Genomic DNA, 20,665 nt, shown 5'->3' with positions numbered 1-20,665 from the left:
CTGGGTCAGCCGGCGTCGGCGATGGCCTTGGTGATGGTGTCGCCGGCGGACTGGATGGTGGACACCGGGTCCTTGCCGCTGACGATCGCGGCGTAGGCCTTGCCGAGCGGCTCCCACACCGAGGCCATCGCGGGGATGGCGGGCATCGGGGCGGCGGCGTTGGCGGCCTCGGTGAACACGCTCAGGTCGGGGTCGTCGACCTGCTCCTGCACCGCGGTCATCGCAGGCGGGAGCTGGGTGCCCTCGTAGAGGGTCGTCATGGCGTCCTCGCTGTTGACCCCGTTGTTGACGAACTCCTGCGCGATGTCCTTGTTCTTGCCGTTCGCGGCGACCATGAACGCCTGGGCGCCCATGAACGGGGCGGCGGCCTCCTGGCCGGCGAAGCCGGGCACGGGCTGGATGGCGTAGTCGAAGCCGGCCTTCTTCACGTCGGCGAGGGCCCACGGGCCGGAGACCAGGAAGGCGGCCTTGCCGCTGGTGAAGAGGGCGATGGAGTTGTCGCCGCTGATGGAGGTGCGCAGCACCTTGTCCCTGGCCAGCTGCGAGATCTCCTGGGCCGCCTTGACCGAGCCCTCCTTGCCGATGCCGACGTCCTGGGCGTCGTAGCCCGTGGCGTCGTCGTAGGAGAAGATGTAGCCGCCGAACGAGGTCAGGATCGGCTCCATGTGGTACGCGTCGCCGAGCTCGCCGACCGGCAGGTTGAGCGCGGAGTCGACCTTGCCGGCCTTGACCGCGGCCTGGCCCTCGGCGATGGCGTCGTCCATCGTCTTCGGCTCGTCGGGCACCACCTCGGTGTTGCGGTAGAGCGCCAGCGCCTCGACGCCGTAGGGCACGCCGTAGAGCTTGCCGTCGTAGGTCGTGGCCTGGACGGCCTTCTCGGAGTAGCCGGAGAGCTCGTCGGGGGTGAGGTTGAGCGGCTCGATGGCGCCGTTCTGGACCAGGTTGCCGATCCAGTCGTGGGCGCCGACGACGACGTCGGGGCCGTTGCCGGCGGCGTCGGCGGTGACGAAGCTGCCCTGGAGGTCCTCGGAGATGGCCTGGACCTTGACGGTGATGCCGTTGGCGGCGCCGAAGTCGTCGGCGACCTTCTTCACGGCGTCGATCTTCAGCGAGTCGGTCCACACGAGGAGGTCGGCGTCGCCGCCGCCCGAGTCGGCGGACGGGCTGGAGCTCGAGCTGCTCGCGGCGTCGGACGACCCGTCGCCGGAGCCGGAGCCTCCGCCGCCGCAGCCGGCGGCGGTGAGGGCGAGCACCGCGACGGCGACGGGGCCGAGGGTGCGGGACAGTCTGCGCATGGGTCCTCCGAGGGGGCGGCAGGTGTGAGGGTCGCCACAACGTAGCAGTGATTCCCAGCCATGAAAAGTCTCTGCAAATTTTTTCATCCCGGTCTGCTGCCGTGCTGGGGGTACGTCACTAAGGTGGCGCGGGTGAGGATCAGGTTGAGCGAGATCGCCGTCCGTTCGGGTGTCAGCATCAGCACCGTCAGCCGGGTCCTCAACGAGCAGCCGGGGGTCAGCCCGCAGACCCGGCGGCAGGTGCTCACCGCCATCGACGTGCTCGGCTACGACCGGCCCGTGCGCCTGCGCCCCCGCTCCGGCGGCCTGGTCGGCCTGGTCATGCCGGAGCTGGAGAACCCGTTCTTCCCCCGCCTGGCCCACCACCTCGAGGTGAACCTCTCGCGCGTGGGCCTGTCCACCGTGCTGTGCAGCCAGACGCTCGGCGGTGCCCATGAGGACGACTACGTGGCCAACCTGCTGGAGCACTCCGTGGCCGGCATCGTCTTCGTCTCCGGCGTGCACGCCCTGGTCAGCAGCGACCCGGCGCGCTACCGCCGCCTGCTCGACCTCGGCATGCCGATCGTGCTCGTCAACGGCGCGCTCGAGGGCCTCGAGGCGCCGTGCGTGTCCACCGACGACGTGGCGGCGGTCGAGCTCGCCGTGCAGCACCTCGAGCACATGGGCCACCGCCGCATCGGGGCCGCGCTCGGCCAGCTGCGCTACGTTCCCGCGCTCCGCAAGAAGCAGGCGTTCGTCGACTCGATCACCCGCCGCGGGCTGGTGCCCGACGGCCTGGACGCGACCGACCTCGTGGAGAGCACGACGTACTCCGTGCAGGGGGGCCAGAGCGCGGCCGAGCGGCTGCTCGACCGCGGCGTGACCGCCATCGTGTGCGGGTCGGACGTGATGGCGCTCGGCGTCGTGCGGGCGGTGCGCGGGCGCGGCCTGCGGGTCCCCGAGGACGTCTCGGTCGTCGGCAGTGACGACAGCCAGATGATGGAGTTCTGCGACCCGCCGCTGACCACCGTGCGGCAGCCCGCCGAGGCGCTCGCCCAGGCCGCCAGCCAGGAGATCGCCGAGCAGATCGCCGGCAGCCGCCCCCGCGGCGGCGAGGTGCTCTACCGCCCCGAGCTCGTGGTGCGCGGCTCGACCGCGAGCGCTCCCGCCTGAGCGCTCACCCCAGGGCGGCGACGATCTCGGCGACCCTGTCCTTGGCGTCGCCGAAGAGCATCTGGGTGTTCTCCTTGAAGAACAGCGGGTTCTGCACGCCGGCGTAGCCCGTGGCCATCGACCGCTTGAAGACGACCACGTCGCGGGCCTTCCACACCTCCAGCACCGGCATGCCCGCGATCGGCGATCCGGGCTCCTCCATGGCGGCGGGATTCACGGTGTCGTTCGCGCCGATGACCAGGACCACGTCGGTGTCGGGGAGGTCGTCGTTGACCTCGTCCATCTCGAGCACGATGTCGTAGGGCACCTTGGCCTCGGCGAGCAGCACGTTCATGTGGCCCGGGAGCCGGCCGGCGACCGGGTGGATGCCGAAGCGCACGTCGACGCCGCGCTCGCGCAGCTTCTTCGTCATCTCCGCCACGGGGTACTGCGCCTGGGCGACCGCCATGCCGTAGCCAGGGGTGATCACCACCGACGAGGCGCCCGCCAGCAGCTCGGCGACCGCGTCGGCCTGGATCTCGCGGTGCTCGCCGTAGTCGCGGGCCTCCCCGCTCACCGCACCGTCGGAGCCGAAGCCGCCGGCGATGACGCTGACGAACGAGCGGTTCATCGCGCGGCACATGAGATAGCTGAGGATCGCACCGGACGACCCGACGAGGGCTCCGGTGATGATGAGCAGGTCGTTGGACAGCATGAACCCGGCGGCGGCCGCCGCCCACCCGGAGTAGCTGTTGAGCATCGAGACCACGACGGGCATGTCGCCGCCGCCGATCGCGGCGACCAGGTGGAAGCCGAGCACGAGCGCGAGGACGGTCATGATCGCCAGCGGCGCGAGCGCGGCCCAGCCGTCGGCGTTCATGAACCACACCATGAGCAGCGCCGACGCGACGAGGATCGCGAGGTTGAGCAGGTGGCGCCCCGGCAGCGTCAGCGGCGCGGACCCCATCCGCGCGCTCAGCTTGAGGTTGGCCACCACGGAGCCGGTGAAGGTGACCGCGCCGATGAAGACGCCGAGGAACACCTCGCCGTCGTGGACCGCGTCGGCGCGGAGGCCGAGGTCGGCGACCTCGAGGTAGGTGTTGTAGCCGACCATCACCGCGGCCAGGCCGACGAAGCTGTGCATCATCGCGATGAGCTCGGGCATGCCGGTCATCTCGACGCGCCGCGCGAGCCGCAGGCCGATCGCCGCCCCGATGCCGCCGGCGACGAGGACGATCACCAGCCCGACCACCACGGGGCCCTGGTCGAGGTGGTCGTCGCCGAGCAGGTCGAGCACCAGCAGCAGGGTCGCCACCAGCGCCAGCGTCATGCCCGCCATCCCGAGCTGGTTGCCGCGGCGTGCGGTCTCGTGCCTGCTGAGGCCGGCGAGGGCGAGGATGAACAGGAGGGCGGAGAGGATGTAGGCGCCCGACACGAACGAGACCACGGCTCAGTCCTTCGCGAACATGTTGAGCATCCGCCGGGTGACCGTGAAGCCACCGAAGACGTTGATGCTGGCGAGCAGGACGGCGATCCCGGCGATCACCTGGACCACCGGGTCGGCGCTCGGCGCCTGCAGGATCGCGCCGACCACGATGATCCCGCTGATCGCGTTGGTGACGCTCATCAGCGGGGTGTGCAGCGCGTGGTGCACGTTGCCGATGACGTAGAAGCCGATCACCACGGCGAGCACGAAGACCGTGAGGCTCGGCAGGAAGCTGGCCGGCGCCGCGGTGGCCAGGGCCAGGAAGAGCACGGCGGCGAGACCGGCGGCGTAGAGCCGGCGCCGAGGGTCGGGCGGCGCCTTGGCCGGGGCGGGCTCGGGCGCTGCGGGCGCCGGGGCGCCCGCTGCCGCCGAGACCTGCACGGGCGGGGGCGGCCACATCGTCGCGCCGTCGCGGGTGACGGTGATGCCGCGCTGCACCACGTCGTCGAGGTCGAGGACGAGCACGCCGTCCTTGCCGGGGGTGAGCAGCCGCAGGAGGTTGACCACGTTGGTGCCGTAGAGCTGGCTGGTCTGGGCGGCCAGCCGGCCGGCGAGGTCGGTGTAGCCCAGGACGGTGACGCCGTTCGCGGTCACCACTCTCTCGTCCGCCACGGTCGCCGCCACGTTGCCGCCGTTGGCCGCGGCCATGTCGACGACGACCGAGCCGGGCCGCATCGCGGCCACCGTCTCCGCGGTGACCAGCAGGGGCGCCGGGCGGCCGGGGATGAGGGCGGTGGTGATGACGATGTCGGCGGCGCGCGCCTCCTCGTCGTACATCGCCGCGGTCGCCGCCTCCTGCTCGGCGGTCATCTCCTTGGCGTAGCCGTCGGCGGAGACCTCCTGCTCCATGTCGACCGTGACGAACTGCGCGCCCATCGACTCGACCTGCTCGGCCACCTCGGGGCGGACGTCGAACGCGCGCACGACCGCGCCGAGCGAGCCGGCCGCGCCGATGGCCGCGAGTCCCGCGACGCCAGCGCCGACGACGAAGACCCGCGCCGGCGGGACCTTGCCGGCGGCCGTGACCTGGCCGGTGAAGAGCCGGCCGAACTCGTGGGCGGCCTCGATGACCGCGCGGTAGCCGGCGACGTTGGCCATGCTCGACAGGACGTCCATCGACTGCGCGCGCGAGATGCGCGGGACCGCGTCCATCGCGAGCGCGGTGACGCCCTGCGCGGCGAGCCGGTCGACCAGCTCGGGGCTGCGCGCGGGGGCCATCAGGCCGACGACGGTCGAACCGGGTCGCAGGCGCGCGACCTCCTCGTCGGTGGGCGCGTTGACCTTGACCACCACGTCGCTGGACCACACGTCGTCGGCGGAGCCGAGCGCGACGCCCGCGTCGGCGTACGCCGTGTCGGGCTGGGCCGCACCCGCCCCCGCGCCCCGCTCCACGACGACGTCGTAGCCGAGGGCGGCGAGCTGGGCGGCCGTGGTCGCGGTGGCCGCGACCAGGGTCTCGCCGGGACGGGACTCGCGGGGGATGCCGATGCGCACGTGCTGCCTCCTGGGTGGGGCATGGGGTACCTGGGCGCGCTCAACGTACCGAAGGACGACCCCCTGTCACCGGGGTCTCAGGTGAGGGTCGTCACTCCGTCGGCGGTTGGATCGATCCATCCGCGGCCCACCCCGGTGGTCCGGGATGTCCGGGGACTTCCGGGGTCGTCCGAGGAGCAGGAGGTCAGTGCGCGACGCCGTAGAGCCGGTCGCCGGCGTCGCCGAGGCCCGGGACGATGTAGCCCTTCTCGTTGAGCTTCTCGTCCTGCGCGGCGGTCACGACCGTGACGGGGACGTCGAGGCCCTCGAGGCCGGCCTCGAGGTTGGCCACGCCCTCGGGCGCGACGAGCAGGCAGATCGCGGTGATGTCGTCGGCGCCGCGGTCGGTGAGGAAGCGGATCGCCGCGGCGAGGGTGCCACCGGTGGCGAGCATCGGGTCGAGGACGTAGCACTGGCGCCCGGACAGGTCCTCCGGGAGGCGCTCGGCGTAGGTGGAGGCCTCGAGGGTCTCCTCGTTGCGCACCATGCCGAGGAAGCCGACCTCGGCCGTGGGCAGCAGGCGCATCATCCCGTCGAGCATGCCGAGCCCGGCGCGCAGGATCGGGACGACCATCGGCTTGGGCTGGGCGAGGTAGACGCCGGTGGTGGGCGCCACCGGGGTGGTGATGCCCATCGGCTCGACGCGCACCTCGCGGGTGGCCTCGTAGGCCAGCAGGGTGACGAGCTCGTCGGTCAGCCTCCGGAAGGTCGGCGAGTCGGTGTTCTCGTCGCGGAGGACGGTGAGCTTGTGGGAGACGAGGGGGTGGTTCACCACGTGCAGGCGCATGGTGGTCACCCTAGTGGGGAACGGGGGCGCGCACCGACGCAGAGCGCCCCGGACCGCTGGTCCGGACGGGGTTGGCGGACACCCTCCCGTCTGCGACGCTGGAGCAGGACGACGACCGGTGGGGAGGTGGGACGTGCCAGACCAGCTCGGCGAGGTCGACTTCGCGCTGGCCGCCTTCCGCCAGGACGGCGCCTGGCAGCTCCAGGACATCGCCTCCCCCGCCTTCGAGTCCGTCGAGTCGCTCAGCCACGCGCTGCGCCGGCTGCCCGGCGACGCCGGCGCGGTCGGCATGGTCGTGGTCGACGAGGACTTCTTCGTGCTGGTGCGCGTCGAGGGCTCCACGACCCGGGTCCTGCTCTCCGACGTCACGGCCGCCGACGAGTGGGAGCTCGCGCAGTCGGCGATCGACTTCCTCGGCCTGCCGCCCCCGGAGGACGACGACGTCGAGGTGCCCGCGGGCGACCTCGACCTGCTCGCCGACCTCGGCCTCCACGCGGACGAGATGGGAGCGCTGCTCGACGAAGTCGAGCTCTACCCTGACGAGGTGCTCTCCGACATCGCCGGCCGCCTCGGCTTCGGCACCCTCTTCGACGACATGGTCGGGCTGACCTCTGCATGATCTGGGACGACCCCATGCGCCTGGCCCTCGCCGAGGCGCGCGCGGCGCTCGCCGGTGACGACGTACCGGTCGGGGCCGTCGTGCTCGACGAGGACGGCACCGTCATCGGCGCAGGTCGCAACACCCGCGAGGCCGAGGGCGACCCCACCGGCCATGCCGAGGTGGTCGCGCTGCGGGCGGCCGCGGCCCGGCGCGGGGAGTGGCGGCTGACCGGCTGCACGCTCGTGGTGACGCTCGAGCCCTGCACGATGTGTGCCGGCGCGCTCGTCCTCGCCCGCGTCGACCGCCTGGTCTTCGGTGCGTACGACGACAAGCTCGGCGCCGTCGGCTCCCTCTGGGACGTCGTGCGCGACCGCCGCCTCAACCACCGCCCCGAGGTGGTGGCCGGCGTGCTGGCCGGCGAGTCCGCCGCGCTCCTCGACGGCTTCTTCGCCGCCCACCGCTGACGCTGCCCGTCGGGGTAGTCCAGTGGCGAAACGCTGCTGGCCGGCGCCCTGGGCGACGTCCTGCCACTGGACTACCCAGCGCGGGCGAGCGACTGCCGGTAGTCCACCGGCTTCCGGTCGTCCGGACAGCCCTCCCGCAACCACTTCCCGGTGGACTACCCCGGGCGGGCGGCGGCGGGCGGTAGTCCAGTGGCAAAACGCTGCCGGACGGCCGCCGACACGACGTCCTGCCACTGGACTACCCGGCGCCGGCGAGCGACTGCCGGTAGTCCACCGGCTTCCGGTCGTCCGGACAGCTCTCCCGCAACCACTTCCCGGTGGACTACCCCGGGCGGGCGGCGGCGGGCGGTAGTCCAGTGGCAAAACGCTGCCGGACGGCCGCCGGCACGACGTACTGACACTGGACTACCCCGGTGCGGGCGGGTGCTCCGGTAGTCCAGTGGCAAAACGCTGCAAGCCGGGACCGCGGAGGACGTCCTGCCACTGGACTACCCGGACAGGACGACCGTTTGCCACTGGACTACCCCGACAGGGCGGCGGCCTCCCGGGCGCGGCGCTCGACCTCGGCCCAGTCGCCGCGACCGACGACGTCGGCCGGGGTCAGCCAGGAGCCGCCGACGCAGCCGACGTTGGGGAGGGCGAGGTACGCCGGTGCGGTGGCGGCGGTGATGCCGCCGGTGGGGCAGAAGCGCGCGTCGGGCACCGGGCTGGCGACGGACTTCAGCCAGGCTGCGCCGCCGGAGGCCTCGGCGGGGAAGAACTTCATGTCGGTGAAGCCGGCCTCGAGGACGGCGAGGACCTCCGAGACGGTGGCGGTGCCGGGCAGGAAGGGCAGCCCGGTGCCGGCCATCGCGTCGAGCAGGGCGGGCGTCGCGCCGGGCGAGACGAGGAACTGCGCGCCCGCGTCGAGGGCCAGCTTGGCCTGGCCGGGCGTCACGATCGTGCCCGCGCCGACGAGGATCTCCGGCACCTCGGCCGCGATCGCGGCGATGGCGTCGAGCGCCACCGGCGTACGGAGGGTGAGCTCGATCGCGGGCAGCCCGCCGGCCACCAGCGCGCGGGCGATGGGCACGGCGTGGGCGAGGTCGTCGACGACGACGACCGGCATCACGGGGACGACGTCGAGGACGGACCCGGAGAGGGACGGCACGACGGACGGGGACTCAGGCGTGCTGGGCAACGGGCACCTCCGGGGTGGGCAGGTCGAACGCGGGGAAGACGCTGGCACCGGCGTCGGCGGGACCGACGGTGGCGCGGAAGGCGGCGAAGAGCTCGCGGCCGGTGCCGGCGAACTCCTCCCCGACCGGCGCGCGGCCCGTCGACGGGCGGGCGCGCAGCGCCTCGGCGTCCTCGACCGTCAGCAGGCCGGTGGTGCCGTCGACCGTGATCACGTCGCCGTCGACGACCCGCGACAGCGGACCACCGAGCGCGGCCTCGGGCGTCACGTGGATCGCCGCGGGGACCTTGCCGGACGCGCCGGACATCCGCCCGTCGGTGACGATCGCGACCTTCTGGCCACGGTCCTGCAGGACGCCGAGCGCGGGGGTCAGCTTGTGCAGCTCGGGCATGCCGTTGGCGGCGGGTCCCTGGTAGCGGATGACGGCGACGAGGTCGCGGCCGTCGAGGCGGCCCTCGGCGAAGGCGGTGAGGAAGTCGGCCTGGTCGTCGAAGACGAGCGCGGGCGCGGTGACCACCCGGTGCTCGGGCCTCACCGCCGAGGTCTTGATGACGGCGGTGCCGAGCGGGCCGGTGAGCACCTTGAGCCCACCGTCGGCGGAGAACGGGTCGTCGGCCGGGCGCAGCACGTCGTGGTCGAGGCTGGCCTTGGGACCCTCCTCCCACGTCAGGTCGTCGCCGCGCAGCACGGGCTCGCGGGTGTAGAGCGAGAGGCCGTGGCCGGCGATCGTGCGGACGTCCTCGTGGAGCATGCCGGCGCGCAGCAGGGTGTGGACCAGGAACGCGATGCCGCCGGCGGCGTGGAAGTGGTTCACGTCGGCCTGGCCGTTGGGGTAGATCCGGCACAGCAGCGGCACGACCGCCGACAGGTCCGACAGGTCCTGCCAGGTCAGCGCGATGCCTGCCGCGCGCGCGATGGCCACGAGGTGGAGCGTGTGGTTGGTCGAGCCGCCGCTGGCGAGCAGCGCCACGCAGGCGTTGACGATCGTGCGCTCGTCGACCAGCTCGCCGATCGGGGTCGGCTCGCCGCCCTGCCGGGTGATGGCGACGGCCCGCGCGGCGGCGGCGCGGGTCAGCGCCTCGCGCAGCGGCGTACCGGGGTTCACGAACGACGAGCCCGGCAGGTGGAGGCCCATGACCTCCATGAGCAGCTGGTTGGAGTTGGCGGTGCCGTAGAAGGTGCAGGTGCCCTTCGAGTGGTACGACGCCGCCTCGGCCTCGAGCAGCTCCTCGCGGGTGGCCTTGCCCTCGGCGTGCAGCTGGCGCACGCGGGCCTTCTCGCCGTTGGGCAGGCCCGAGGGCATCGGCCCGGCGGGCACGAACACGGTGGGCAGGTGGCCGAAGGACAGGGCGCCGATGAGCAGGCCCGGCACGATCTTGTCGCACACGCCGAGCAGCAGCGCGCCGTCGAACATGTCGTGGCTGAGCGCGATCGCGGTCGACATCGCGATCACGTCGCGGCTGTAGAGCGAGAGCTGCATGCCGTCGCGGCCCTGGGTGATGCCGTCGCACATCGCCGGCACGCCACCGGCGACCTGGGCGAGGCCGCCCGCGCGCACCGCGGCCTTCTTGAGCACCGGCGGGTAGTCGACGAACGGCTGGTGGGCCGAGAGCATGTCGTTGTAGCTGGTGACGATCGCCAGGTTGGGCTTCGTGCGCCCACGCAGCACCGTCTTCTCGGCCGGCTCGCTGGCCGCGAAGCCGTGGGCGAGGTTGGCGCAGCCGAGGTCCGTGCGCGCGGCGGGGCCCGTGCCGGTTGCGGCGCGCACCCGGGCGAGGTACGCCGCGCGACCCTCGGCGCTGCGCTCGACGATGCGGGCGGTGACCTCCGCGACGACGGGGTGGAGCTGATGGGTGCTCATTCGATCTCCTGCCAGGCCCGGCCCTCGCGCTCGAGGAGCATGGCCGCTGCGGTGGGGCCGGACGTGCCGGCGGGGTAGCGCTTCGGGGCGACGCCGGCGGCCTGCCAGCGGCGGAGGATCGGCTCCACCCACGTCCACGCGGCCTCGACCTCGTCGCGGCGCATGAAGAGGGTGGGGTTGCCCTTGATGACGTCCATGAGCAGGCGCTCGTAGGCGTCGGGCGAGCGCTCGGAGAACGCCGTGGCATAGCTGAGGTCGAGCGAGACCGGGTGCAGCCGGATGCCGCCGGGGCCCGGCTCCTTGGCGGTCATGTGCAGCCGCATGCCCTCCTCGGGCTGCAGCTGGATGTGGAGCCGGTTGCCGAGGACGGCGCCCTCGGAGTGGGGGAACATCGCGTGCGGCGGCTCCTTGAAGACCACCACGATCTCGGAGAGCCGGCGTCCCATCCGCTTGCCGGTGCGCAGGAAGAACGGCACGCCCGCCCACCGCCAGTTCTGCACCTCGGCGCGGAGCGCGACGAAGGTCTCGGTGCCGCTGCCCGGGGTGCCGGGCGCGAGGCCGAGGTCCTCGTCGTACGACGCCACGACCGCGCCGTCGACCACGCCCTGGCCGTAGCGGCCGCGGACGGTGTCGCGGTCGACGTCGTCGGGACCGAGCGGCCGCAACGCCTGGAGGACCTTGAGCTTCTCGTCGCGCACGGTCTCGCGACCGACGTAGGTCGGCGGCTCCATCGCGACGAGGCAGAGCAGCTGGAGCAGGTGGTTCTGCACCATGTCGCGCAGGGCGCCGGAGGTGTCGTAGTACGCCCCGCGCTCCCCCACGCCGAGCGTCTCGGCGACGGTGATCTGCACGTGGTCGACCCACCGCGAGTTCCACAGCGGCTCGAGGAAGGTGTTGGCGAAGCGGGTGACGAGGAGGTTCTGGACGCTCTCCTTACCGAGGTAGTGGTCGATGCGGAAGACCTGGTGCTCCTCGAAGACCCGGCCGACGGCGTCGTTGACCCGGCGGGCGGAGGCGAGGTCGGTGCCGACCGGCTTCTCCATCACCACGCGCGAGGTCGGCTCCACGACGCCGATCTCGTCGAGCCGGTCGCAGATCGGGCCGAAGAGGGCGGGCGCCACCGCGAGGTAGAACACCCGCACCTGGCCGCGGTCGTGCTCCTTGAGCAGGCCGTGCAGCAGGTGCCACCCGTCGGGGTCGCTCGCGTCGACGGTGAGGTGGTGGATCCGCTCGAGCATCCGGTCGACGGCGACCGGCTCGAGCTCGTCGGCCGGGACGTGGCGGCCGAGGGCCTCGCGGGCCATGGCGCGGTAGCCGTCGTCGTCGATCTCGCTGCGGGAGGCGCCGACGATGCGGAAGTCACGAGGGAGCTGGTGCTCGCGCTCGCGGTGGTAGAGCGCCGGGAGCAGCTTGCGCAGCGCCAGGTCGCCGGTGCCCCCGAACACGACGAAGTCGCACGCGGGGAGCTCGGTCGCGAGCTCGGTGGTCGGGAGGGTCACCCGACCACCGTAGGCGATGTTCGGTCCTTTGTAACCACTTCTTTGGTTCTTGTGAGACATAAGAGGGTGGGGCTTAGGATCCCCGGTGATGAACGAGACCGCCGGCGACCTGCTCGCACTGCTGCGCAGCGGGCGTGCCCACACCCGCTCCGACCTGCGCCGCCTCACCGGCATGTCGCGCACCGCCGTCGTCGCCCGCGTCACCGCGCTGGCCGACGCCGGGCTGGTGCTGCTCGGCGAGGAGCTGGCCAGCACCGGCGGCCGTCCGCCCGGGAGCCTGGTCTTCGACAAGCACGCCGGCGTGGTGCTGGCCGTGGCCATCGGCCGCTCCCGCAGCCAGCTCGCGACCTTCGACCTCGGCGGCACCGAGCTCGGCTCGGTCTCGGTCGAGCACACGGTGGGCGCCGGTCCCGACGAGGTGATGCCGCCGGTCGCCGAGCAGCTCGCCGACCTGGTCCGCGCCGCGGGCCGTCCGGTGCTCGGCGTCGGCCTCAGCCTGCCCGGCACGGTCGACCCGGTGCGCGCGGTGAGCATCGACTCCCCGGTCATGGCCGGGTGGGACGGCGTCGACCTGGCTCCCTACCTCGCCGCCGTCACCGACGCGCCGCTCCACGTCGGCAACGACGCGGACGTGCTCGCGCTCTCCGAGCGCCTGGGCCACGCCGCGAGCTACGACGACGTGCTGGTCCTCAAGGTCTCCACCGGCCTGGGCCTCGGCATCATCGCCGACGGCAGGGTGGTCAGCGGGCACCTCGGCGGGGCCGGCGAGATCGGCCACGTCCGCACCGAGGCCGCCGCCGGTCGCGCCTGCCGCTGCGGCGGCGAGGGCTGCCTGGAGACCGTCGCCGGGGGCTGGGCGCTGGTCGCGCAGTTCGTCGAGCAGGGTCGCGAGGCCAGCCACGTCCGCGACCTCACCGCGCTCGCGCTCGGCGGCGACGCCGACGCCAAGGCGATGCTCCGCGAGAGCGGCCGCCTGGTGGGCGAGGTGGTGGCGGCCGCCATCACGCTGCTCAACCCGCACGCCCTCGTCGTCGGCGGCGACATGTCGGCCGCCTTCGACGTCTACGCCGCCGGCCTGCGCGAGAGCATCTACGCCCGCGCCACCGCGCTGGCCACCCGCGACCTGCAGGTGCTGCCCTCGACCTACGGCGACCGCGCCGGTCTCGTCGGGTGCGCGGTCCTGGCCCTCGACAAGGCGCTCGCGCCGGCCGCGGTCGACGCGATGCTGCTCGAGGGCGTCCGGCTGGGGTCCCGCGTCGACGACTGACCGGCCCGGCCCGGGCGGCGTACGCTCGCCGTCATGACGCAGGTCCGTCGCGCGACCCCCGGTGACGCCGGCGTGCTGGCCCGCCTGCTGTGGGACTTCAACACCGAGTTCGGCGCCGAGACCGACGACGTCGACGTGCTGGCCTCCCGGTTCGCACGGCTGCTCGACCTCGACGCGGCGTACGCCGTGCTCGCCGAGGACGGCGACGACGCCACCGCCTTCGCGCTGGTCACGCTGCGCCCGGCGATCTGGTTCGACGGGCCGGTCGCCACGCTCGACGAGCTCTACGTCGTGCCGCACCTGCGCGACCGCGGCACCGGCACCCAGGTCCTCGACCTGTGCCGCCGGCTCGCACGCGAGACGGGGGCGCCGGAGATGCACATCAACGTCGACGAGGTCGACGCCGACACCCGCCGGTTCTACGAGCGGCACGGGTTCACCAACGTCGAGTCCGAGGCCGACGGCCGCATGCTCTGCTACGTCGGGAGCACGGCGTGAGACCTCATCCCGCCGGTGCGGCGGCCACCATCTCCTCGACCGCCTCGACCAGGCACTCGCGCAGCGCGTCGAGGTCGGCGACCGCGCCGGCGTCGACGTTGACGCCGACGCAGGCGGTGTCGCCGACCGTGGTCACGCACGCCGTGAGCGCCGATCCGGGCAGCGGGCCCAGGACGTACATCCCCTGCACCTCGGCGCCGGCCATGTAGCGGCGGCGGGGCGGGCCGGGGAGGGTGAGCACGAAGGCGTCGGGCGGCGTCGCGGCCTGCAGTGCGGCGGCACCGACGGCGGAGGGCGCCCGGTTGAGGAGCGGCGCGGCCGCCTCGAGCACCTCGAGGGCGCGCTCGGTGTGGAGCGAGAGCACCTCGCCGCGCACCGCGGCGACCCGGTCGACGGGGTCGACGATCGACATCGGCCCGGGGATGACGGCGGCAGCGAAGCGGTTGCCGAGGTCGTCGGCGCGGCTCAGCGAGACCCGCACGCCGACCGGCACCTCGCGCACGTCGCTGCCGACCCGCTCGTGGTAGCGCCGGAGGCCGCCCAGCACCAGCGCGACCGCCACGTCGTCGAGGCTCGCACCGCCCAGCCGGGCGACGGTCCGCAGCGGGTCGAGCGGCGCGTCGAGGGTGAGGAAGCGCCAGGTGCGGCCGGTGCGGGGCAGCAGCTCCGGCGACGACGGCGCCGCGCGGGTCAGCAGGCGACGCACCGACGCGCCGTAGCGCAGCGCGGAGGCGACGACCGTCGAGGGCCGGGTCGCCAGCAGCGCGCGGGGGGCGCCCCGGGCCGTGCCGACGAGGGCCACGGCGTCCTCGCGCACGCCCGCGACCGCGAGCTCGACCGGGTCGGCGGTCGCGGGGGCGGCGGCGGGGTCGCCGGCCGGCTTGCGCGGGGTGTGGGCGCGGCGTCCCGACTGGAGCAGGGAGAGCAGCTGCACGGTGCCGAGCGGGTCCGCGAGCGCGTGGTGGATCTTGAGGACGTAGGCCGCTCCTCCGCCGTCGAGCTCGAGCAGCACGCCCTCCCACAGCGGGCGCGAGCGGTCGAAGGGACGCAGCGCGACCTGCGCCGCCTCGGCGAGCGCCTCCTCCCGGGAGGCCACCCGCTCGCGGCGCAGGTGGTAGCCGAGGTCGAAGGTGGGGTCGTCGGCCCAGGTCGGTGCCGCGGTCGGCACGACGGGGTCCACGACGCGCTGGCGCAGCCGGCGTACGAGCCCGGTGCCCCACTCGGTCGCGGCGACGAAGCGCTGCCAGTCGGGGGCTCGGTCGAGGTCGATGACGACCGTCGTGGTCGACGACTGCACGGGGTGGCGCTCGGCGCGCCAGAGCAGCGTCTGCATCGGCGTGAGCTCGCGGGCGCTCGCCCAGGTCGCCGCGGCGCCCCAACGCTCCAGGTCGTCCGAGCCCGTCACGACGGCCACCTCGCCAAGGTCTCCTCGAAGCGCGCGTGGAGCGCGGCGATCCGCTCGTCCATGTCGTCGGTCCTCCAGTCGGTCTCTGGCTCGAGGACGCAGACGTCGACCACGCCGGGGTTGAGCACGAGCGAGCTGCGCCCCATCAGCTCGCCGGTGTTGCGCAGCACGACGGGCACGACCGGCACGCCGGCCTGGGCGGCGAGGTGGAAGGCGCCCTTGCGGAACGGGCCGAGCACCGGGGTCGGCGAGCGCGTGCCCTCGGGGAAGATCATCAGCGAGGTGCCGCCGCGGATCCGGTCGACGACCCCGTCGAGGGTCGCGCGCGCCGAGGCGGAGTCGGACCGGTCGATCCACGCCGGGTCGACGACGACGGAGCCGACGAACGTGCGAGGGTCCCAGCGCGCCTCCTTCTTGGCCACGATCGTGAAGTCGCGGTCGAGCAGCCGGCCGAGCACCGGGATGTCGAGGGAGCTCTGGTGGTTGGCCACGAAAATCGCCGGGCGGTGGGTCCAGAGCCGTTCCTCGTGGAGCACCCCCAGCGACACCCCGGCGATCGCCATCGGCAGCCGCGTCGCCAGGCGCACCGCGGTGGCGCGGCCCTCCGACCGGCTTCGGCGCAGCAGCCCGTAGGCCAGCCCGGCACCCACGCCGGCGTTCATCCCGGCCAGCGCCGCGACCGTACGTCCGGCGGCGACGAGCGAGCCCCCGACGGGGTCGGCGAGGTCGAGCACCGGCCATCCCAGCCGGCCCGCGGCCGTGCGCAGGTCGCGGTGCGGGTTGAGGGCCGTGGGGTGCCCGACGGAGGAGAGGAAGGCGACGTCCTCGTAGCCGTTGCCGTAGGCGTAGGACGCGGACAGGTCGATCCCGTGCTCGCGCGCGAACGCCCGCACGCCGCGCGCCTTGTGGCGTCCCCACAGCATCGGGCCGTCGGTCTCGCCGGTGAACTGGCCGTCCTCGACGACCAGCCGCGTGCAGACGAGGTGCTCCACGCCGAGGTCGCGGGCGACGGGCGCGACCTGGTAGGACGTGGCGGCCGAGGCCACCGCGACGGTGTGCCCGGCGCGCTGGTGGGCGGCCACCAGGGCGCGCGACTCCCGGCGGATGGTCCCGGCGATCCTGGCGCGGAAGAGCCGCTCCCCGAGGTCGGCGAAGGCCTCCTCCGACTCGCCGCGCATCGCGGAGAAGGCGACGTGGGCGATACGGGTCGGGTCGCCGCCGAGCTCACCGTCGACGGCGGTGACGACCGTGCGCAGGAACTCCGCGGGCGAGACCTCGCGGCCCTTGAGCCGGTCGCCGTAGAAGGTGGCGGCGGTGTAGCCGGCGACGAGGGTGCCGTCGAGGTCGAAGAAGGCGCCGACCTCCGGGCCCTGCGGGCCGTCCTCGATCGCCTCGACCGCCTCCCGGGCGGCGGCGGAGAGTCCGCTCATACCGTCTCGCGGCGCGGGGACGACGACGGGACGGGCGGGGCGACCACCTGCACCGGCTCGCCCGCGATCTCCCCGATGACGTTGACCCGCCGCACCGAGTCGCGCAGCTCGGCGGCGAACGCCTCGCGGGCCGAGCCGACGCCCTCACCCTCCGCGAGCAGGCCCTTGTGCCGCGCCAGCGCGAGGGCGGTGCGGAAGAGCTCCAGGGAGATCGACTCCGCGCTGGCGACGCGGCGCTGGAGGGCCCACTGCTGGCCGACCGCCAGCGAGTCGGCGAGCAGGTCGGCCTCGTCGACGTGTCCGTCGCCGTGCTCGGCGAGCCGGTCGGCGACGACGAGGTAGGCGTCGAGGAACGGGCGCAGCACCAGGTGGGCGAGGTGCGGGCGGGCGGTGACGAGCAGCTCGCGGGCCCGGACGGGGGTGAGCTCGCCGACGTCGTCGCCGACGAGCAGGTGCAGCTCGGTGCGCAGGTCGTCCTCGAACTCGGCGCGGCTGGGGAAGAAGAACTCGAACTTGAGGAGGTCGCGCATCCGCTTGGCCTCCTCCCAGCCCACCTGCAGCTCCCCGCCGTCCGGCAGCTCCGCACCGGGCTCGAGCTCGCTGACGGTCAGCAGCGCGAGCTCGCCGATCGCGCGCTCGACGAGGATGTGGATCACGGTGTTGCGGTAGAACGCCGCCACCAGGTGCTGGTCGTCGCCGATCTTCCACACCGGCTCGGTGCCCTGGTCGTACGCCGTCAGCACCCCGCTGCGGGCGAGCTCGGAGAGCGCGCGCCGGATGGTCGAGCGGTCGCGGAGGTCCGCGGCGCCGGCGACCGGCCAGTGCCGCGCGTCGATGTAGGCGGCCAGCGGCTCGACGGTGTCGAGCACCTCGTCGACGGTCAGCGCGCGGTCGGCGCCGAGCAGCGCGAGGCTCACGATCGCGGTCACGGTGACGGGCGTGGCGCGGTTGAGGCGGTGGGAGATGTCGAGCGCGACCCGCTCGACGGCCTGGTGCCCGGTGAGACCCTCGGCGGCCAGCTCGTCCATCCGCTCGCGGAGCGAGAACGGCTCGCCCACGGTGAGGTAGGCCCGCCCGAGCCGGCGACGCTGCAGCCGGGCGAAGCGCACCAGCCAGCGCCAGTCCTCGGGGGTCTTGCTGGCGCCGCGCGCCTCCTCGGTCATGAGGGAGACCTCGTGGAGTTGGTCGTAGACCACCGACACCGGCACGACCTGCACGTCGGGTGCGTCGTCGCCCTCGCCGTCGCCCTGCACGGTGTCGGTGAGGTACTTCAGGATCCCGTGCACCGGCGGGCGCAGCTTGCCCGTGCGGGTGCGACCGCCCTCGATCGACCAGGCCAGGTTGCGCCGGTTGGTGACCATCTGCCGGATGTAGGAGCGCAGCGCGAGCCGGTAGACCGGGATCTCCTGCGTCGAGCGTCGGATGAAGATCATGCCGGTGCGCTTGGCCACGGTGCCGATGACCGGGAGGTTGAGGTTCGCGCCGCCGAAGGTGTAGGTCGGGGAGAACCGGCGCGCCATCAGCACGTTGGGGATGACCATGCCGTCGAGGTAGGAGCGGTGGCTGAAGGCCAGGGCCAGGCTGTGCCGGCGGTCGACCTTGCGCAGCCGCTGCATCTGGTCCTCGTCGACCAGCACGTCGTAGGCCCGGAGGAACCAGTCGCCCAGCCGCGCCCAACCCTGCGAGGTGCGGTCGTCGTGGTCGGCGGCCATCTCGTGGAGGTAGCCGGTGACCTCGTCCCACGCAGCCGGCTCCTCGACGTCGTTCTCGTGCGCCCAGGTCGCGACCGCGGCCTGGAACCGCTTGTCGTGCAGCAGCTCGGTGACCTCCTGCGGCGGGGCGGCGGGCAGGCGCTCGCCCACGCTCCGGGGCAGGCCGGCACGGGCGAGGTCTCGGACGCGTCGGACGGTCGTCACCGCCCCTCCTTCCTGCCGGCGCCGGGGCGCGAGCACGGTCGTGCGCCGAAACGTACCGCCGCCGCGGCGCGGTGACCATGGTGCTGAGCGAGGTCCCCGCGCCCGGTCACCGCCGGTTTCGGGCTGGCGGCAGGACTCCGGTAGTGTTCCGCGCGGTGGCGTGTCCGAGCGGCCGAAGGTGCAACACTCGAAATGTTGTGTGGGGTCACACCCACCGTGGGTTCAAATCCCACCGCCACCGCCAGCCGATCGGGCCGGTCCCCTGGGGGCCGGCCCGATCGTCGTCCGGGCAGGATGTCGCGTGTGACGGACGACGACGGGGCCACGCCGCTCGACCTGACGGTGAAGCGGCTCGAGGGTGCCCAGCTGCTGCGCAGCGCGGTCCCCCTCATCGCCGCGGGCCTCGGCGTGGCCGGCCTCGACACCTGCTTCGCCCTCTCCAGCGACCTCCCCGAGTTCTGGGTCGGGGTCCCGCTCGGTCTCCTCGGCAGTGCGTCCGCCGCGTTCGGCTACCGCGGGCGGCTGCGCGAGATCCGCAGCGCCCGGCCCTCGACGGGTCGTCACTACCCGTGGCTCTTCCTCGGCTGGGCGTGCGTGGTGGCCGGCCTGCTCGTGCCGCCGTACGCGCTCGCCTGACGCCTCGGCCGCTCAGGCCGGGTCGGTGACGTCCGCGACCTGCGCGTCGAAGTGGCGCACGACGTCGTCGGCGGCCAGGGTCGCCGCCACGCCGTGGGCGCCGGCACCGAGGGAGACGGTGCGCCCGACCACGCGCTCGTCGGCGACGACGGGCAGCCGGGTGCGGGTGCCGAACGGCGTGATCGTGCCCCGCTCGTAGCCGGTGACCTCGCGCGCGGCCTCGGCGTCGGGCATCGAGATCCGGTTGACGCCGAGCAGGGCACGCAGCTTGGGCCAGGCGATCTGGCGGTCGCCGGGCACCAGGACGAGCAGGTGGTCGTCCTCGCCGCGGCGTACGACCATCGTCTTGACGATCGCGGACGGCTCGACGCCGCGGGCGGCCGCGGCCTCGGCGAGGGAGCCGACGCGGCCGTGGTGGGTGACGGTGTGCGCGATCCCGGACTCCTCGAGCGCGCGGATGGCGGGGTTCGGCTCGTCCACGTCGTCGAGCGTACGACGCGCCCGAGCCCCGGCTGCCCCGACCCGAGCCGGGGGTGGTCCACCGGGAACCGGCGGCCCGAGGGCCGTCGACCCGACCACGACCCGGTGGACTGCCCCGAACGGGCGTCCCCGGGCGTCCGCACCGGTGCGAGGATCGGGGCGTGCGCGCGGTGGTCTTCGACGAGGTCCGGTCCGTCCCCGAGGTGCGGGAGGTGCCCGACCCGGTCGCGCCCCCCGGCGGCGTCGTGGTGCGGGTCGGCGCCACCGGGCTGTGCCGCAGCGACTGGCACGCGTGGGCCGGCCACGACGACGTCGCGCTGCCGCACGTGCCGGGCCACGAGCTCGCCGGGCACGTCGCCGAGGTCGGCGCGGGCGTCACCCGCTGGCGGGTCGGCGACCGGGTGACGGTGCCGTTCGTCTGCGGCTGCGGCCGCTGCGAGTGGTGCCTGCGCGGCGAGGCCCAGGTCTGCCCCGCCCAGGAGCAGCCCGGCTTCACCCACTGGGGCTCGTTCGCCGAGCTCGTCGCCCTCCACGCCGCCGACGCCAACCTGGTCGCGGTGCCGGCGTCCGTCGACCTCGCGACCGCCGCCGGTCTCGGCTGCCGCTTCGCCACCGCATACCGCGCCCTCGTCGGACGCGCCCGGGTGGCCGACGGCGAGTGGGTGGCGGTCGTGGGCGCGGGCGGCGTCGGGCTCAGCGCCGTGATGATCGCCCGCGCGCTGGGAGCCCGCGTCGTCGCCGTCGACCGCACCCCCGAGGCGCTGGCCGTCGCCACCGACCTCGGGGCCGAGCACACGGTCCTCGCGGACGGCGTCGACGTCCCCGCCGCGGTCGCCGACCTCACCGGTGGCGGGAGCCACGTCGCCGTCGACGCCGTCGGCAGCGAGCAGACCTGCGCCGACGCCATCCTCGGGCTGCGCCGCCGGGGCCGGCTCGCCCAGGTGGGGCTGCTGCCGCCGGTCGAGGGGCACCCGCGCGTGCCGATGTCGCGCGTCATCGCGTGGGAGCTCGACCTGCTCGGCAGCCACGGCATGGCCGCCGCCGACTACCCACCGATGCTGGCCCTCGTCGAGTCGGGCGCGCTCGCGCCGCAGCGGCTCGTCGAGCGCACGATCGGCCTCGCGGAGGCAGCCGCCCTGCTCCCGGTCTTCGACACCGCCACCGTCGCGGGGATGACGATCATCGACCCCACCCGATGA

Annotated in this window: 18 protein-coding genes and 1 tRNA gene; 8 read left to right on the top strand and 11 right to left on the bottom strand. The window is 73.8% G+C overall.

What is annotated here, in order from left to right; all coding sequences use genetic code 11:
• Positions 1 to 5 precede the first annotated feature (5 nt).
• Complete coding sequence (locus tag ACFFJG_RS10835; protein WP_378518711.1) at positions 6 to 1,295, bottom strand: sugar ABC transporter substrate-binding protein; 1,290 nt, start codon at positions 1,293 to 1,295, stop codon at positions 6 to 8.
• Positions 1,296 to 1,439: 144 nt separating this feature from the next.
• Between ACFFJG_RS10835 and ACFFJG_RS10830 the strand changes: the two genes are divergently transcribed.
• Positions 1,440 to 2,447 carry a LacI family DNA-binding transcriptional regulator gene (locus tag ACFFJG_RS10830; protein ID WP_378518710.1) on the top strand — a complete coding sequence of 336 codons (1,008 nt, stop codon included), beginning with the start codon at positions 1,440 to 1,442 and terminating at the stop codon, positions 2,445 to 2,447.
• Positions 2,448 to 2,451: 4 nt separating this feature from the next.
• Here ACFFJG_RS10830 and pntB read toward each other — a convergent pair whose 3' ends face one another.
• From pntB to upp, 3 genes are all read right to left on the bottom strand, one after another.
• The gene (gene pntB, locus ACFFJG_RS10825; RefSeq protein WP_378518709.1) at positions 2,452 to 3,873 is read right to left on the bottom strand and encodes a Re/Si-specific NAD(P)(+) transhydrogenase subunit beta; all 1,422 of its coding nucleotides are present in this window, start codon (positions 3,871 to 3,873) and stop codon (positions 2,452 to 2,454) included.
• A gap of 3 nt (positions 3,874 to 3,876) precedes the next feature.
• On the bottom strand, positions 3,877 to 5,406 hold the full coding sequence (locus tag ACFFJG_RS10820; RefSeq protein WP_378518708.1) for a Re/Si-specific NAD(P)(+) transhydrogenase subunit alpha: 1,530 nt from the start codon (positions 5,404 to 5,406) through the stop codon (positions 3,877 to 3,879).
• 184 nt (positions 5,407 to 5,590) lie between these two features.
• Complete coding sequence (gene upp, locus ACFFJG_RS10815) at positions 5,591 to 6,232, bottom strand: uracil phosphoribosyltransferase (protein WP_378518707.1); 642 nt, start codon at positions 6,230 to 6,232, stop codon at positions 5,591 to 5,593.
• 133 nt (positions 6,233 to 6,365) lie between these two features.
• On the opposite strand from upp, the gene ACFFJG_RS10810 reads away from it, so the two are divergent.
• Entirely contained in the window at positions 6,366 to 6,851 is a 486-nt protein-coding gene (locus ACFFJG_RS10810; RefSeq protein ID WP_378518705.1) for a tRNA adenosine deaminase-associated protein, read from the top strand.
• Positions 6,852 to 6,865: 14 nt separating this feature from the next.
• Positions 6,866 to 7,297 carry a nucleoside deaminase gene (locus ACFFJG_RS10805; protein WP_378519482.1) on the top strand — a complete coding sequence of 144 codons (432 nt, stop codon included), beginning with the start codon at positions 6,866 to 6,868 and terminating at the stop codon, positions 7,295 to 7,297.
• Between the two features lie 520 nt (positions 7,298 to 7,817).
• On the opposite strand, the gene eda is transcribed toward ACFFJG_RS10805, so the two are convergent.
• The 3 genes from eda to zwf are packed head-to-tail and all read right to left on the bottom strand — an operon-like array spanning position 7,818 to position 11,834.
• Complete coding sequence (gene eda, locus ACFFJG_RS10800; RefSeq protein WP_378518704.1) at positions 7,818 to 8,447, bottom strand: bifunctional 4-hydroxy-2-oxoglutarate aldolase/2-dehydro-3-deoxy-phosphogluconate aldolase; 630 nt, start codon at positions 8,445 to 8,447, stop codon at positions 7,818 to 7,820.
• Positions 8,448 to 8,460: 13 nt separating this feature from the next.
• Positions 8,461 to 10,335, bottom strand: a complete 1,875-nt coding sequence (gene edd / locus ACFFJG_RS10795; protein ID WP_378518703.1) for a phosphogluconate dehydratase — start codon at positions 10,333 to 10,335, stop codon at positions 8,461 to 8,463.
• A complete protein-coding gene (gene zwf, locus ACFFJG_RS10790; RefSeq protein ID WP_378518701.1) occupies positions 10,332 to 11,834 on the bottom strand; it encodes a glucose-6-phosphate dehydrogenase in 1,503 nt (500 codons plus the stop codon). The genes edd and zwf overlap by 4 nt, the downstream gene beginning before the upstream one ends.
• Before the next feature lie 88 nt (positions 11,835 to 11,922).
• Here zwf and ACFFJG_RS10785 point away from each other — a divergent pair, with 88 nt between their 5' ends.
• Positions 11,923 to 13,101, top strand: a complete 1,179-nt coding sequence (locus ACFFJG_RS10785; RefSeq protein WP_378518700.1) for an ROK family transcriptional regulator — start codon at positions 11,923 to 11,925, stop codon at positions 13,099 to 13,101.
• Positions 13,102 to 13,134: 33 nt separating this feature from the next.
• Positions 13,135 to 13,599 (top strand): GNAT family N-acetyltransferase, encoded by a 465-nt coding sequence (locus tag ACFFJG_RS10780; RefSeq protein WP_378518699.1) that lies wholly within the window; start codon positions 13,135 to 13,137, stop codon positions 13,597 to 13,599.
• 4 nt (positions 13,600 to 13,603) lie between these two features.
• On the opposite strand, the gene ACFFJG_RS10775 is transcribed toward ACFFJG_RS10780, so the two are convergent.
• The 3 genes from ACFFJG_RS10775 to ACFFJG_RS10765 are packed head-to-tail and all read right to left on the bottom strand — an operon-like array spanning position 13,604 to position 18,350.
• A complete protein-coding gene (locus ACFFJG_RS10775) occupies positions 13,604 to 15,004 on the bottom strand; it encodes a wax ester/triacylglycerol synthase domain-containing protein (protein WP_378518697.1) in 1,401 nt (466 codons plus the stop codon).
• Positions 15,001 to 16,434: an HAD-IB family hydrolase gene (locus ACFFJG_RS10770; RefSeq protein WP_378518696.1), complete on the bottom strand. Its 1,434-nt coding sequence runs from the start codon at positions 16,432 to 16,434 to the stop codon at positions 15,001 to 15,003. Before ACFFJG_RS10770 ends, ACFFJG_RS10775 begins: the two co-directional genes overlap by 4 nt.
• Positions 16,431 to 18,350: a lysophospholipid acyltransferase gene (locus ACFFJG_RS10765; protein WP_378518695.1), complete on the bottom strand. Its 1,920-nt coding sequence runs from the start codon at positions 18,348 to 18,350 to the stop codon at positions 16,431 to 16,433. The genes ACFFJG_RS10770 and ACFFJG_RS10765 overlap by 4 nt, the downstream gene beginning before the upstream one ends.
• 154 nt (positions 18,351 to 18,504) lie before the next feature.
• Here ACFFJG_RS10765 and ACFFJG_RS10760 point away from each other — a divergent pair.
• Both ACFFJG_RS10760 and ACFFJG_RS10755 read left to right on the top strand, forming a co-directional pair.
• Positions 18,505 to 18,594: transfer RNA gene (locus ACFFJG_RS10760), tRNA-Ser, on the top strand.
• Positions 18,595 to 18,653: 59 nt separating this feature from the next.
• Positions 18,654 to 18,986, top strand: coding sequence for a YidH family protein (locus ACFFJG_RS10755; RefSeq protein ID WP_378518694.1), 333 nt, complete (start codon positions 18,654 to 18,656; stop codon positions 18,984 to 18,986).
• A 12-nt stretch (positions 18,987 to 18,998) separates the two neighbouring features.
• Here the strand turns inward: ACFFJG_RS10755 and ACFFJG_RS10750 are convergent, their stop codons facing one another.
• A complete protein-coding gene (locus ACFFJG_RS10750; protein ID WP_378518693.1) occupies positions 18,999 to 19,466 on the bottom strand; it encodes an aminoacyl-tRNA deacylase in 468 nt (155 codons plus the stop codon).
• A 161-nt stretch (positions 19,467 to 19,627) separates the two neighbouring features.
• Between ACFFJG_RS10750 and ACFFJG_RS10745 the strand changes: the two genes are divergently transcribed.
• Positions 19,628 to 20,665 carry a zinc-binding dehydrogenase gene (locus tag ACFFJG_RS10745; RefSeq protein ID WP_378518692.1) on the top strand — a complete coding sequence of 346 codons (1,038 nt, stop codon included), beginning with the start codon at positions 19,628 to 19,630 and terminating at the stop codon, positions 20,663 to 20,665.

Origin of the sequence: Nocardioides zeicaulis (assembly GCF_042432345.1) — a bacterium.
In the GTDB taxonomy this organism is placed as follows: Bacteria; Actinomycetota; Actinomycetes; order Propionibacteriales; family Nocardioidaceae; genus Nocardioides; species Nocardioides zeicaulis.
This window is presented reverse-complemented; position numbering and strand designations above follow the sequence as displayed.

Bases quoted from the DNA above. Each gene is read 5' to 3' on its own strand.
- ACFFJG_RS10805 (WP_378519482.1), top strand. From the start codon at position 6,866: ATGCGCCTGGCCCTCGCCGAGGCGCGCGCGGCGCTCGCCGGTGACGAC.
- ACFFJG_RS10780 (WP_378518699.1), top strand. From the start codon at position 13,135: ATGACGCAGGTCCGTCGCGCGACCCCCGGTGACGCCGGCGTGCTGGCC.
- ACFFJG_RS10835 (WP_378518711.1), bottom strand. From the start codon at position 1,295: ATGCGCAGACTGTCCCGCACCCTCGGCCCCGTCGCCGTCGCGGTGCTC.
- edd (WP_378518703.1), bottom strand. From the start codon at position 10,335: ATGAGCACCCATCAGCTCCACCCCGTCGTCGCGGAGGTCACCGCCCGC.
- upp (WP_378518707.1), bottom strand. From the start codon at position 6,232: ATGCGCCTGCACGTGGTGAACCACCCCCTCGTCTCCCACAAGCTCACC.
- ACFFJG_RS10770 (WP_378518696.1), bottom strand. From the start codon at position 16,434: ATGAGCGGACTCTCCGCCGCCGCCCGGGAGGCGGTCGAGGCGATCGAG.
- ACFFJG_RS10785 (WP_378518700.1), top strand. From the start codon at position 11,923: ATGAACGAGACCGCCGGCGACCTGCTCGCACTGCTGCGCAGCGGGCGT.